13 protein-coding genes, 1 tRNA gene and 1 pseudogene are annotated in these 13,302 nt (G+C 60.0%); 13 read left to right on the top strand and 2 right to left on the bottom strand.

Annotated features, from left to right (window positions below):
• Complete coding sequence (locus tag SLT36_RS07755) at positions 1–234, top strand: sulfurtransferase TusA family protein (RefSeq protein WP_432286661.1); 234 nt, start codon at positions 1–3, stop codon at positions 232–234.
• A gap of 40 nt (positions 235–274) precedes the next feature.
• On the opposite strand, the gene SLT36_RS07750 is transcribed toward SLT36_RS07755, so the two are convergent.
• Both SLT36_RS07750 and SLT36_RS07745 read right to left on the bottom strand, forming a co-directional pair.
• The gene (locus tag SLT36_RS07750; RefSeq protein WP_432286659.1) at positions 275–1,405 is read right to left on the bottom strand and encodes a CobW family GTP-binding protein; all 1,131 of its coding nucleotides are present in this window, start codon (positions 1,403–1,405) and stop codon (positions 275–277) included.
• Complete coding sequence (locus SLT36_RS07745; protein ID WP_432286658.1) at positions 1,402–2,544, bottom strand: D-alanyl-D-alanine carboxypeptidase family protein; 1,143 nt, start codon at positions 2,542–2,544, stop codon at positions 1,402–1,404. The genes SLT36_RS07750 and SLT36_RS07745 overlap by 4 nt, the downstream gene beginning before the upstream one ends.
• A gap of 228 nt (positions 2,545–2,772) precedes the next feature.
• Between SLT36_RS07745 and SLT36_RS07740 the strand changes: the two genes are divergently transcribed.
• The 12 genes and pseudogenes from SLT36_RS07740 (at position 2,773) to SLT36_RS07685 (ending at position 13,291) form a co-directional block, all read left to right on the top strand.
• Positions 2,773–3,936, top strand: a complete 1,164-nt coding sequence (locus SLT36_RS07740) for a M20 aminoacylase family protein (protein ID WP_067957538.1) — start codon at positions 2,773–2,775, stop codon at positions 3,934–3,936.
• A gap of 151 nt (positions 3,937–4,087) precedes the next feature.
• Positions 4,088–4,164 (top strand) — tRNA-Arg (locus tag SLT36_RS07735).
• Between the two features lie 113 nt (positions 4,165–4,277).
• A complete protein-coding gene (locus SLT36_RS07730; RefSeq protein WP_432286656.1) occupies positions 4,278–4,778 on the top strand; it encodes a hypothetical protein in 501 nt (166 codons plus the stop codon).
• A 433-nt stretch (positions 4,779–5,211) separates the two neighbouring features.
• A pseudogene (locus SLT36_RS07725) lies at positions 5,212–5,502 on the top strand (ribbon-helix-helix protein, CopG family).
• Positions 5,503–5,638: 136 nt separating this feature from the next.
• Entirely contained in the window at positions 5,639–5,959 is a 321-nt protein-coding gene (locus tag SLT36_RS07720) for a hypothetical protein (protein ID WP_432286654.1), read from the top strand.
• A gap of 297 nt (positions 5,960–6,256) precedes the next feature.
• Positions 6,257–6,916 (top strand): FkbM family methyltransferase, encoded by a 660-nt coding sequence (locus SLT36_RS07715; protein ID WP_432286653.1) that lies wholly within the window; start codon positions 6,257–6,259, stop codon positions 6,914–6,916.
• A 77-nt stretch (positions 6,917–6,993) separates the two neighbouring features.
• Positions 6,994–7,452, top strand: coding sequence for a glycosyltransferase family 25 protein (locus tag SLT36_RS07710; RefSeq protein WP_432286651.1), 459 nt, complete (start codon positions 6,994–6,996; stop codon positions 7,450–7,452).
• A gap of 137 nt (positions 7,453–7,589) precedes the next feature.
• Positions 7,590–8,384 (top strand): polysaccharide pyruvyl transferase family protein, encoded by a 795-nt coding sequence (locus SLT36_RS07705; protein WP_432286650.1) that lies wholly within the window; start codon positions 7,590–7,592, stop codon positions 8,382–8,384.
• Between the two features lie 50 nt (positions 8,385–8,434).
• The gene (locus tag SLT36_RS07700) at positions 8,435–9,178 is read left to right on the top strand and encodes an SGNH/GDSL hydrolase family protein (RefSeq protein WP_432286648.1); all 744 of its coding nucleotides are present in this window, start codon (positions 8,435–8,437) and stop codon (positions 9,176–9,178) included.
• Between the two features lie 91 nt (positions 9,179–9,269).
• A complete protein-coding gene (locus SLT36_RS07695; protein ID WP_432286646.1) occupies positions 9,270–9,461 on the top strand; it encodes a hypothetical protein in 192 nt (63 codons plus the stop codon).
• 659 nt (positions 9,462–10,120) lie between these two features.
• Positions 10,121–11,857 (top strand): hypothetical protein, encoded by a 1,737-nt coding sequence (locus SLT36_RS07690; RefSeq protein ID WP_432286644.1) that lies wholly within the window; start codon positions 10,121–10,123, stop codon positions 11,855–11,857.
• Between the two features lie 79 nt (positions 11,858–11,936).
• Positions 11,937–13,291, top strand: a protein-coding gene (locus SLT36_RS07685; RefSeq protein WP_432286643.1) for an IS3 family transposase whose coding sequence is annotated in 2 segments (ribosomal slippage) — positions 11,937–12,413 and positions 12,416–13,291 — 1,353 coding nt in all. Because the reading frame shifts where the segments join, the coding sequence is not laid out codon by codon here.
• Positions 13,292–13,302 lie beyond the last annotated feature (11 nt).

Here is a 13,302-nt window from a genome sequence, read left to right as displayed (position 1 = left end):
GTGGGCGAAACCACCGAAATCTACGATCTCAGGGGGCTCAATTGCCCCCTGCCCGTGCTCAAGGCCAAGCGCCGGCTCGCCGACATGTCACCGGGCGAGCTGTTGTGGCTCGAAACCACCGACCCGCTGGCTGTCATCGACATCCCGGCCTTCTGCCAGGAGGCCGGCCACAGGCTGGTCGAAACGACGCCGGTCGCAGGCGGCCACCGCTTTCTGGTCGAACGCGGAAGCTGAGTTCGGAGTCGGTGCGTCCCTTGGAGGCAGCGACAGGATCCTACCGCCCGGCGATCGCCAGCGGGTTGTTTTCCATCGCTTCGCGGTCCGGCGTGTCGATGGCAGGTTTGTTGACGAAGGCGGCAAACAGGCGTTCGACATAGTCGCGCGGCAGGTCGATGCCGATCAGCACCAGCCTTGTGCCGCGAACCGCATCCGGCCATGACGGCAAGCGTGCCGGCGGATGCAGCAGTTTCTGCACGCCATGGATGACCAACGGCCGCTCCCGGTCTTCCAGCAGTTCGACGATGCCCTTGATCCGCAACAGCTTGTCGCCTTGCGTCGACAGCAACAGGTCGAGGAACATCTCGACCGTCGAGAACGGCAGCGCGCCGGCGTGCGTCAGCGAGAACGAGCCGACCCGGCTGTCGTGATGGTGGCCATGGTCGTGATCATGATGATGGTCACCGTGGTGATGATGGTGACCGTGGTCACCGTGATGGTGATGGTCATGCGCTTGCGCCTCGCCCAGCCAGCGGCGCACGTCGGCGGTCTTGGTCGCCGGGTCGTAAAGCCCGCACTGCAACAGCCTTGCCACCGCCGCACCCTCGACTTCGCGGATTTCGGCGCCCGGATTGATGCGGGCAAGCCGCGCCTTGAGCGCATCGAGCCATTCGGCATCGTCAACGAGGTCGGCCTTGGTCAACACGATGCGGTCGGCCACCGCTACCTGCTTGACCGCCTCGACATGGGCGTCGAGCGTCGCTGCACCATTGACCGCATCGACGACTGTGATGACGCCGTCTAGCCGGAAGGCGTGGATGAGTGCGGGATGCCCCATGATCGACTGCAGCACCGGCACCGGATCGGCAAGGCCGGTGGTCTCGATCACCACCCGCGAAAGCCTGGCGATGCGGCCGGTTTGCAGCCGGTCGACGAGATCGGCCAGCGTGTCGACGAGTTCGCCGCGCACGGTGCAGCAGAGGCAGCCATCGGACAGTTCGATGACCCCGTCAGAGGCCTTTTCGACCAGCAGATGGTCGATGGCGACGTCGCCGAACTCGTTGATGATGACCGCCGTGTCGGTCAGCTCAGGATCCTTGAGCAGCCGGTTGAGCAGCGTCGTCTTGCCGGCGCCGAGAAAGCCGGTCAGCACCGATACCGGGATCGGGAAAACTGCCTGCGAATTCACGAGCGCGCCTGAACCTTGCCAGCGACAGGGGCAGCACCAATCGGTGCCGGCCTGTCGGGGCGCCAGGTCGGCAGCGGCACGCCTGTTTCGACGACGATGTCGCGGCCGCCGAGCGCCTTTGGCATCGGCCCGGTGGCGCCGCCCAGGCTGACCGTGACCCAATTACGCTGGCGCGTCATTTCTGGAATGATCGAGACCTTGTCCGGTGCTGCCCCCGCTTCGGTCGGACCATCGGACGCCGCATGCTTGGCCTTGGGCGAGCAGACTTCCTCGCGCATGCTCGTCGCGACGTCGCGGTTGTCGCCATAGGGCGCAAGCCCTGTAACGCTGACCGAGGCGCCGTTGCGGACGAATCCGGTCTGCAGCATCTTCGCCGCTTCTTCGGCGCGATTGTCTGGTGAATCGGCACCGAGAACGATGGCTGCCAGCGTCCTGCCGTCGCGGGTGGCGGTGGCGATCAGGTTGAAACCGGATTCGCAGACGAAACCGGTCTTCATGCCATCGGTGCCAGGGAACCGGCCGACCAGCGGGTTGAAATTCTTGAGCTTGGCCTTGCCCGCAATGATGCCTTCGATGTCGAAATAGGCGGCATATTCAGGATATTCGAGGCGGATCGCCCTGACCAGGATCGCGAGATCACGCGCCGTCGTATACTGCTCGGGATCGTGCAGGCCGTTGGCATTGACCCAGTGGCTGCCGGCCATGCCGAGGCGCTGCGCCTCGGCGTTCATCCGTGCGGCGAAGGCCTCTGGCGTGCCGCCGACATTTTCGCCGATCGCCGCCGCCACGTCGTTGGCCGACTTGACCATGATGATCTTCAGCGCGTTGTCGAGCGTCAGCACGGAACCCGGCTTGTAGCCCATCTTGGCCGGCGGGAAGGCCGCCGCCTTCTTGGAGATCTTGATCGGCGAATTGAGCGCCAGCTCGCCAGCCTGGACGGCGCGGAAGGTGGTATAGGCGGTCATCAGCTTGGTCAGCGAGGCCGGATGCCAGCGCTTGAACGCGTCCTGATGCTCGATGACGGCGCCCGAATTGACGTCGAACAGCATCGCTGGATTGGCCGACGCGGGGACAGCGCCCAGCACGGTTGCGACCGTTAGGCCGAGGAGCATGCTTCTGACGAACCTAATCTTCATCATCAAATCCGAAATCGCCTCTTGCCGATCATAGCCGGCCGTCCATAAGATTTCCGTAAACCGGGATGGCAACGCGCTGGCCGGTACGAAAGACCCATGGCCACGGCGTCGCCGCCGCTGCTAAATAACCTATGTGACGCCAAGATGGCAGATCTCTAGCGATCACAATTGCGAATCCGGACCCCTGGCTCAACAAACAGACGGTCCAACACACAGGAAGTCGAGACCAACATGCCGATCCTGAACCGAGCCGCCGAAATGCAGGACGAGATCGCCGGCTGGCGCCGTCACCTGCACCAGAAGCCGGAACTCAATTTCGACGTCTTCGAGACCGCCGACTTCGTCAAAGCCAAGCTCGAGGAATTCGGCTGCGACGAAATCGTCACCGGCCTCGGCAAGACGGGCGTCGTCGGCATCATCAAGGGCAGCCTCGGCGCCGGCGGCGTCGTCGGCCTGCGCGCCGACATGGACGCGCTGCCGATCGAGGAGATCACCGGCAAGCCTTATGCTTCGACAGTACCTGGCAAGATGCATGCCTGCGGCCATGACGGCCACACGGCAATGCTTCTGGGTGCCGCCAAATATCTCGCCGAGACGCGCAATTTCGCCGGCCAAGTGGCCGTCATCTTCCAGCCGGCCGAAGAAGGCGGCGGCGGCGGCAACGAGATGGTCAAGGACGGCATGATGGAGCGCTTCGGCATCCAGAAGGTGTTCGGCATGCACAACATGCCGAGCCTGCCGGTTGGCCAGTTTGCCATCCGCCCGGGCGCCATCATGGCGGCGACCGCCGAGTTCACCATCACCGTCAAGGGCAAGGGCGGCCATGCCGCCATGCCGCACCGCGCCATCGACCCGATCGTCGCCGGCAGCCAGCTGGTGACCGCACTGCAGGCAATCGCCTCGCGCAACACCGATCCGGCCGAGGCGATCGTCGTTTCGGTGACCAAGTTCCTCGCCGGCACAGCCTACAACATCATTCCCGAGCAGGCTGTCATTGCCGGCACCGTGCGCACGCTGAAGAAGGAAATCGCCAAGCTCGCCGAGGAGCGCATGGGCGCCATCTGCCGCGGCGTCGCGGAAGCCACCGGCACGGCGATCGAGCTCGACTACGACGCCAACTACCCCGTCACCTTCAACCACGAGAACGAGACCGTGTTCGCAGGCGATGTCGCCGCCTCCGTCGCCGGCGAGCCGCAGGTGCACCGGGCGATCCAGCCGCTGATGGGCGGCGAGGACTTTTCCTACATGCTCGAAGCCCGCCCCGGCGCCTTCATCTTCATCGGTAATGGCGACACCGCCAACCTCCACCACCCAGCCTACGACTTCAACGACGAAGCCATCCCGCACGGCGTCAGCTACTGGGTCCGCCTCGCCGAGACGGCGCTCGCGGCCTGACCTTCGCCGCCCAAATACGTCCATGGCCGCCCGCCGGCCCTGGACGCGGCAACAGCATTTGGCCAGCCCGGCAACCGCCAAAACGTTTCACAACCGGCCCGCCAAAAACCGTTGGCGAATCCGCTCGAAGCCGCTATGTGTGCAGCCGAGTGGTCCCGTAGCTCAGTAGGATAGAGCGGCAGATTCCTAATCTGTAGGTCACAGGTTCGATTCCTGTCGGGATCACCAACAAAATCAAGGACTTAGTTTCTGATTCATGTTGGTGACATGTCGCATCATGTTGCAACTGAGTTCCCTTGATTTCCAACGGTTTTCACTCACACTCGGCTAGTCGACGCGACATGCAACGCGACATGGCGCGCGGACTGCGGGGGGGGGACATGGGGTCGCTTTGGCAAATGATGCGCCTGTCCACGTTGGCTGCATTCGCTCCGGATCGCTTTCTCAAAGCTGATCTTCTCGATGACAACGCGAGCCGACACCTCCCGCCCGATGCCGAATTGCTGGCGAAGATGATCGCAGTCAAACGCACGCAGCTTGAGAGCCTGCGTTCGGGATGGGCTTCTTCCTTGGGGCTCATGGCCTATGCAGGGCTTGTCGGGCTGCTATTCGGTCGGATTGCATTGAAGGAGTTGGGGGAACGTCCCGGAGTTGCAATGGTCGTTGGCGTCTTGGGCGGCATTATCCTGCTCTGGAGTGCTATCGCCCTACGCGGCTGGGAGATACAGACGATGGGAGGCAAATCCCTTGTCGAACGTGTCAATGCATGGATCGTGCGGGCCGCCTGCTTCCTCGGGACAACATTGGCGGTGATTTCGGTGAGCTGGGACGCAAGTTTTTGAAAGGGACGGAACAGTGACGCAGACGTGCAAAAACCCAGAATGCAGGAAGCAGTTCTCCGTGACATGGACTGGCAGCAATGTGCCCGGTGGCAAGACACTCGAAATAATCCAATGTCCCCATTGCGGGAAAGAGCACGATCGAGAGATGACGAGTTTGGCCCCGATCGTAACGCCGATCCATCATGGCGGAACAGGGACTTAAATATACAAAAAGCCCCGCTACCTTTCGGCAGCGGGGTGATTGGGTGGTTAGTCGGCGGTACTGCAAACATGGCCGCTTCAGCCACGGTGGCGCTGCAGCGTTAACGGCCGGTAAATCAAGGTAGATGTGAAGGGCGCTAAAACGCAAAAGGCTCAAGCCGAAGCCAGCGGGGTTGGCGTGCTGCGGAACCCCGTCCCTTGAATTCCGCCCTTACCTGAATACGCTGCCGGCATGACACGCGCCGACACCGCTGCCGAGCTCGACGACGCATCAGATCGGATCGCGGATATCAGCCGCGCCGACCTGCAGATCATGCTGCGACGGGCGGCGCTCAGGCTGAGCAACACCGAAGGCATCGTCCTCGACCAGGATGTCGACGAGGCAGTCAACGCGCTGGCGGCCGATCTCAAGATGACCCGGGCAAGACCTCTTGCGAACCATGATCCGGGAATGGCTGGAGAAAGGCGGTATCTGCCGGTACGGATGCTGGAAGAAGACGGCGAGAGGGACGGGAGCGCTTAGAGCGCAACAAAGCCCGCCAGCCGGAGCCAGACCGCGCACGGTCGATCTGCACGGGCGCTCGCGGCTCTGCCAAACAAATTCTCAACCTCTGGTGGGCTATAACGGGAAGGCATCGATCTTGTACCGTGAATGGACCATGCCTATGAAGAAGCCGCCAAGCGCACTTTGGTCAGTAATATTGGTCGGGTTTGCGATACTGCCTCTGACCTTCTACCTGCGGCATCTTGGGTTATTGGGACCACACGTTTTTCTGCTGATGGCCTGGGTAGCTTTGCTCGCCGTAATGATCCGGCATGCCCGGGCAGCCAATCAATCCGTCAAGCAGGGAGCCATCGTTATTACCGGCTTCATCTTTTGTGCGCTGATCGGAATGCATACACACTGGGTTGTCACCATCGGCGCCTTTTTTGTCCTGATCTACCTCGGCGAAAAGACAAAGGTTCTTCAGCGTGGCTGAGATCATCTGGGAAGCGCGTAAGCAAAAAAAGGCCCCGCCACATTTCGGCAGCGGGGCGACATAAGCAGAGGGCGCGGCGGTCGTTAGGGCAGCTTGAAGCCTCCCCCCATCATGAAGGCAACGATGGCCAGGATGATGCCGCCGATGATTAGGCGGACGATCCAAGTGAAATTCGAAGACGGTTGAAGTGACCGATCAGCCGGCACCAGATTTGGTCAGGCAGAGTTAGGCGCTCCAATTGCCAATCTACACCGATGCCGATACCAACCTTACGGGCTAATATTGGGGGTTGGCGGGATGTTTAGCGAGAGCTATCCGGAATTCATGGTGCGGTGGCATTTGTATCGGCGTTGGAAGAGACCGCCGAACCCGACGCGCAAGGCGGAATACACCTTCTACAAGCTTATGAAGTCTGCGCCTCGTGGCGGACTATTCGTTGATCTCGGTGCGAACGTCGGGGATGTGACCAACCGTGCGCTTGCGTACGGGATGCGGGTGATCGCATTCGAACCTGATCCGGTCGCCAGGCAGGTTCTCGTCGAGCGATTTGGACGCAATGACCGGGTCACAATCATCCCGAAGGCGGTCGGCGCTTCGGCGCGTACCGCTGTTTTTTATCAGCGGCCCGATATAGCGAATGTTGGCAAGACACAGTCGTCGTCGCTGCTTGAGACCCACGAACATGTGAGCGGCAGCCAGATCGAGGTGGAGGTTATCGACCTAGTGCAATTCCTACGGGATCTGCGCGAGCCCGTTTCGGTGATCAAGATGGACATCGAAGGTGCTGAGGTCGAATGTTTGGAAGCGCTGTTTGAGTCGGGCATCTATCGCAGCATTGGTGCGATGTTGGTCGAGACCCATGACCGCCTTTTCCCGCAACTGACACCGCGCCTGGATCGAATTCGAAACCGGATCACAGTAGAGCAACTACCTCACGTCTGTTTGGACTGGGGTTGATGTCGCGCCAGTGGCCGCGCTGCCGTGCCTTCGAAAGGGGGCCGGCAGACGCATACCAGTAGCGATAAGACTGGACCATGCGCCTTTTCGTGATCAACCTTGATGCCGCAACCGATAGACTTCAATGGATGTCGGATTCGTTCGCGTCATTGGGGCTAGATTTTGAACGCATTGCAGCCATCGACAAGAACAACTTGCGTGACGATCACATATCCCATGTCGTTGGAACGGGATGGACCGGCGGGGAACTCGGGTGCTTCCTAAGTCACATCGAGGCGTGGAAGGTAGTTGCCAGTGGCACCGATGAATTCGGGTGCATATTTGAGGATGACGTTCATCTCGCCCCTGACGCGACGCGGTTTCTGAAGGATTCCAACTGGATCCCTCAAGGGCTCGACCTGATCGAGCTCGAAACAACGTTAAACCCTATAGTGCCGCTATCGCCTCGAACTTGGCAGGACTGGTTTTATGCCGCTGTGATGATCACTGCGCTGCTAGTTGTCGCCTGCCTGACAGCGACAGCGCTGCTTGGATAGCGCAATTGCGCTTGTGGAGCGCGACCATGAAGCCGTGGACCTGCTCGAGGCAATTTGCGCCAAGCGGAACGGGAGCAGGCTGACGAAGACATTCAAAAGGGTGGAACTACAGCTTCGGCTTATGTATGGACTTCCTAATGAAACGAAGGCCGCTAAAACTGTACTGGGACGGTGCGCTCGTCCGCCCCAACTTTGGGGACACCCTCTCACCCAAGCTGATCGAGATGCTCTCAGGCAGAGATGTTGCCTACGCAAGCATATCCCGATGCGATATGGTTTCAATTGGTAGCATCCTTGATGACGTCATTGCTGGCCACCGCAAGCGCTTGGCGAAGCTTCGTCTCAACCGAATTGTTGTCTGGGGATCGGGGTCGTTCGGAACAGAGCGAACCACCGGCTGGCGGTGGTTGGACATTCGCTCTGTTCGCGGTCCTAAGACGCGCGACTTGCTCGGGCTCGGGAAACAGGTTCCGATGGGCGATCCAGCGATACTCATTGATCGACTTACTCCCTCAACAGCGAAGGCGCATCGATGGGGCATAATTGTGCACCCCGAAGATGGTGACTACGCCATGGTGCGAACCATGTTGAATGAGACACCGAACTCAACGGCTATCAATCTTGGGACAGAAGACGTCATCGGCACCGCACGAGAAATCGCCTCATGCGACTTCATAATGTCGTCCAGCCTTCACGGCCTGATCGCCGCCGATGCTCTAGGCGTTCCAAGCGTGTGGATGCACCTACGCGATATAGGCGGGCATTGGAAGTTCTACGATTATTTCGCGAGTGTTGGCAGAGCTGAGAGGGCGCCAATTCTATCAGCAGCGGATCTGCGCAACTTTGAAGACCAGGCCGACATCGCCGATCAGTCCGTGCTTGTCCAACGGCGGCTAGACCTGGATGCTTCGTTCGCTTCGCTGAACCTGTGAGGGTGGTGGAACGCGCGTCAGCGACTGTGCTATGAGGCGCTATGGTTCTAATGACGCTCGGCGACAGCCACTCTCTATTCAGCTTTGCCGGTATTGCTGAGGCCAAGATTTATTGGCGTGGGCCGAGGACAATGCATCGGGCCGCTCGCGATGGCATCGCGTCATTGGTTCCTAAGAACTGCCGGCCGGTTAGCGGTGATGTACTTGTGTTGTCGTTTGGTGAAATTGACAGTCGCGTTCATGTAGCGCGGGTCGCACGTCGAAACGGTCGATCTTCTGTCGAGGAAGCCGATGCACTTTGCGACAGGTTCCAGGCGGCGCTGGATCAATTTAAGGCAAGGTGCCCGGCGCGTTTGGCATTGGCATGCATCGGCCCGTTCAATCCGGCCTATCTGGAGTATGAGGGGTACGAAAATGAAGAGGCATGCCGGGCCAACGCGAAGGCGATCCGCGACAGGATGAACGACCGCATGGCAATGATGGGCGTTGCTTTCGTGGATTTCCGGGCGGGCTACAGCAACCCAGATGGCTCAATCATCCCGTCGCTCTCGGACAATAACGTCCACATTGACCCTCGGCATTCTGAGCCGGTCCTGGCAGCTTTGAAGCAAGCCCTAGGAGTCCAGTTCAATCTTCGGCAACCGCCGTGGCCGCCGGACAGTCTCGCTGAGAAGCCTTATCAGTCGTCGTGGAAGCGGTTCCGCCGTGCCGTGCGGGCTAAGGTGAAGGGATGGTTCTTCAGAGTTTTCCCGCATTTCGGAAAAACTCATCGACTGCCGCCGCAGGGAAACTGAGCGCAGCGAACCCTGACTGCTCCCATTTATTTCCCCGGGTCGATGACGCCTCCGAATTGGAGTCCGCCGAGGCAGCGCTACTGAGGAATTGATGACGGACGAAGAACAAGAGAAGGTAACAAGCGAATTTCTCGCCATGATTGGCCAGTACGTCATCGTTTTTCAGTGGATTGAATCTAAAATAGAGCAAAGCTTGCTACTCTGGTGGGATCATGACAACTGGGCGCAGTCAAAACAACGGCTAGCAGATATGACGAACAACCAGAAAGTTGACGCTGTCTAGAAGGAATTTAAAGAAAATCCCACCAATGCAAGGGGACGAAGTCGAGAGATTGGGTCAAACGATTTGGCGAACTTGTTGCTCGGCTTCACGCCGAACGACAGCGCCGCAATCGATTAGTCCACTCCCATTATCTGTTCGACTTCCTTAAGATCGGTCATCCTGTTCTTCAGGTCGACCCGAAAAGCGGAAATTCCGATATTGGCCCCGACGCCCAGAGCAAGATATTGGGAGAGCTGGCACAACTGAGTATCGACATCAGCCGTGCGCATCTCCAAGTGGTTCACGACTACCGTGCGGACGAACCAATCTAGATGAGCGACGCGACATAGACGCAACATGGACGCCTACGCGCCCTGCATGACAAGGGATTGAGGAAGCTTCCTAATCTGTAGGTCACAGGTTCGATTCCTGTCGGGATCACCACTCCATTCTCTCCCAATATCGCAGATGTGTTTGAGTGCGGCGCAATCGCATTTTGCATGCCCTTGGCGATCTGTGTATCCAAATTCATTCACCTCAATACTCATCTATGCCAACTGCTCATAGCTGTGTGCTGAAAATTCACTTTTCTGACTGACCGAACTTTCCTCAACTGACCACTCCGCCATAGGCCCTAAGCGAGGAACGCGGGCTGGCGGCCAACCGTCGGGAGGGACGTCATGACACCTAGGATTATCGCGATCGGCTGTTCGGTGCTGGCGCTGACGGCCGGCGTGGCTCGGGCCGCCGACTGGGGCAGCAAGGTGCCGACGGAGATCAACATTGCCGACCCCTACCTCAAGCAGTGGAACGCGTTGACCTACGACAAGGCGCCGCCGGCGCTGGAGCCGGGCAAGGATTATGGCATGGCGGAGGACGGCACGTTCCGCGCGCCACGCGCCACGCCCTTGGGCGACAGCCCGGCCTTTCCCGGCCAGCTCGAGGCCTGGGACGACAACAGCTACAGCCACAATGTCGAGGAGATCGCGTTTTATCCTGGAGTAAGCTCGCCCTGGCATGCCTGGCCCGACGTCGCCGACTTCGACGGCAAGCGCTACATGTATGTGCATGACCGCGACTATATGCGCGTGCTCGACATCACCGACCCGGCCAAGGCCAAGGTCGTCTATTCCAAGGGCGGCGTGTGGGGGCCGGAGGGCTCGAGCGAGGATTGGGACGCCAAGACAGTCCAGGACTATTTCGGCGGCATCACCATCGCCTGGAGCGAAAAACTCCAGAAGAACGTCGTCGTCGCCTCCTACGAGATCGGCCGCTTCGGCATTCTCGACAACAAGCGCACCCAGCCCGACATCGTCGAGACCTTGCGCAAGTACAATTCGCTCAAGGGCTTCAAGGTCTACGAGATGAACGGGCCGACGCCCGACGACTGGAAACTGATCGCCACACGCACCACCGACACCAAGAACCCCGATGCGCCGATCGGGGAGCAGGAGGGTTCGGGCTCGCTCGACGCGCCGGCCTGGTTTGGCGGCAAATACATGTATTTGTCGGCTGCACCCGACGATTCCTACGCGCTGACCGAATATCCCGATTACCTGCATTCGCCGGGCTACCAGGTCTGGGACATGTCGGACCCGGCCAATCCGGTCTTTGTCAGCCAGGTGACGGTGCCCGGCCAGGTGGTCGGCGACAAGGCGAGCGAAGACGCGTACCTCATGAACCCACGCGCGGGAAACCGGACGTCGTGGATGGGTTCGCGCATGCCGCCGTTCCTGCCGACCCCGGTCGAGAAGGGTGGCAAGGTGGCCTTCGGCGCCATGGGCGGCCTGGGGCTCTACACCTTCGATCTCGCCAATCCCGACAAGCCCGAGATCAAGGGGCATGTGAGTATTGCGCCGAGCTTTGCCGGCACCGAGTTCGACAATGTCGACACCAGCCAGTACGCGCGCACCGGCTACGTCTTCGCCAATGGCTATCCGATGAACTCGAACTGCTACGAGCCCTACAAGGACGTGCTGGTGATCGACGCCAAGGACGTCGCCGCACCCAAGGTGGTGGCGACCTTGCCGCGGCCTGTCCCGCCGAAGGAAGCCAGGTTCACCGACTATTGCCAGCGCAAGGGCAGCTTCGGACCGAAGCGCTCGGGCACCACGCACCAACCGGGCCATGGTCGCAACGGCATCGTGCCTTACGCCTTCTATAATGCCGGGCTGCAGATCTTCGACGTCGAGGATCCCGCACAGCCGAAGATATCAGGCTATTTCGTGCCGCGTTCCCCGACGACATCTGAAATGCCCGACTACACCTTCGACAATGCCAGCTTCGCGGTGTTCACCGAATATGACCGCAACATCATCTGGCTGTTTTCGGTCAATGGTGTGCATGCGCTGAAAACGCCGCTGCTGGGCGAGCCCAAGATGGGGATGAGCGACCAGGTCTGGCCGCCGCGCAACTGAGCCGGCAGACGATCCAGAACAAAACCCCGGTCTCATGAACTGACCCCCGAAAGTTGGACACAACCTTCGGGGGTTTTGCATGTCCAAACACAGTGCGCGTTTCAAGCGCTCGGTTGTCGATAGCTATTTGTGCGGGGATGAAAGCTACGCGAGTGCGGCGTCGAAGCGTGGAGTTGACGCGGCGACTGTCCGCAAGTGGGTGGCTTTGTACCAGGCGCATGGCTGGGCGGGCCTGTCGGGCAAATACGATCATTACGACGCGACGTTCAAGCTGTCAGTGCTCGAGCGGATGTGGCGAGAAGGTCTGTCGTATCGCCAGACGGCGGCGTTGTTCAATATCCGCAATGCCAGTTGCCTGGCGGGCTGGGAGAAGCGCTATCATGCGGGTGGGATAGAGGCACTCGGCCGACGTCCCGGAGGACGCCCCATGTCGAAGCCGCCGGCCCCCGCAGTGCCTGTTGCACCCAGTGACGAAGCCAAAAGCCGGGAAGAACTGCTGGCCGAACTGAAGCAACTGCGGATGGAGAACGCCTACCTAAAAAAACTGGAGGCCTTAACGCAGGGACACGCGCCCAAAAAGCACAAGCCGTCCAGGCGTTAAGGCCGTTGCATCCGCTTGAGGGCCTGCTCGATCTGGCGAAGCTGCCGCGCAGCACGTTCTATTACAGGCAAAAGGCGGCCTCGCGCCCGGACCGCCATGTGGCGCTGAAGGAGGCGATCAAGGCCATCTTCGACCGCCACAAGGGCCGCTACGGCTATCGCCGGGTGACCGCGCAACTGCGCCAGTTGGGTCAAGGCGTCAACCACAAGACCGTCCAGAGCCTGATGGCCGAGATGGGATTGAAGTCACTGGTCAGGCCGAAGAAGTATCGTTCCTACAGGGGCGAGGTTGGGCGGACCGCTCCCGATCTGTTGCAGCGCAAGTTCAGCGCCGACCGCGCCAACTGCAAATGGGTGACCGACGTGACGGAGTTCAGCGTGGCCGGCGACAAGCTCTACCTGTCTCCCATCATGGACCTCTACAATGGCGAGATCGTCGCCTTCGAGACGGCGCGCCGCTCGCGCTTCAAACTGGTGGACAATATGCTGACCAAAGCCTTCGCCCGGCTCAATGAGGACGAACGGCCGACCCTGCATTCCGATCAGGGATGGCAGTACCAGATGTCGGCATTCCAGCGCAGGCTGGAAACCAGAGGCCTTGCACAAAGCATGTCACGCAAAGGCAATTGCCTCGACAACGCACCGATGGAGAGCTTCTTCGCCACGCTCAAGTCCGAGCTCTTCCACCCGGAAAGGTTCGAAACTGTCCAAAGCCTCGATAAGGCCATCGAGCGCTACATCGACTATTACAACCACCGCCGCATCAAACTGAAACTGAAAGGGCTGGCCCCTGTGCAATACAGGACCCAGCCCTTAAATCTACCAGCTCAATGAACCGTCCAACT

The sequence above is a fragment of the Aminobacter sp. BA135 genome, assembly GCF_050859125.1.
Classification (GTDB): Bacteria; Pseudomonadota; Alphaproteobacteria; order Rhizobiales; family Rhizobiaceae; genus Aminobacter; species Aminobacter ciceronei.
Note: the sequence above shows the minus strand (reverse complement) of the source record. Positions and strands in the feature narration are given on the sequence as shown.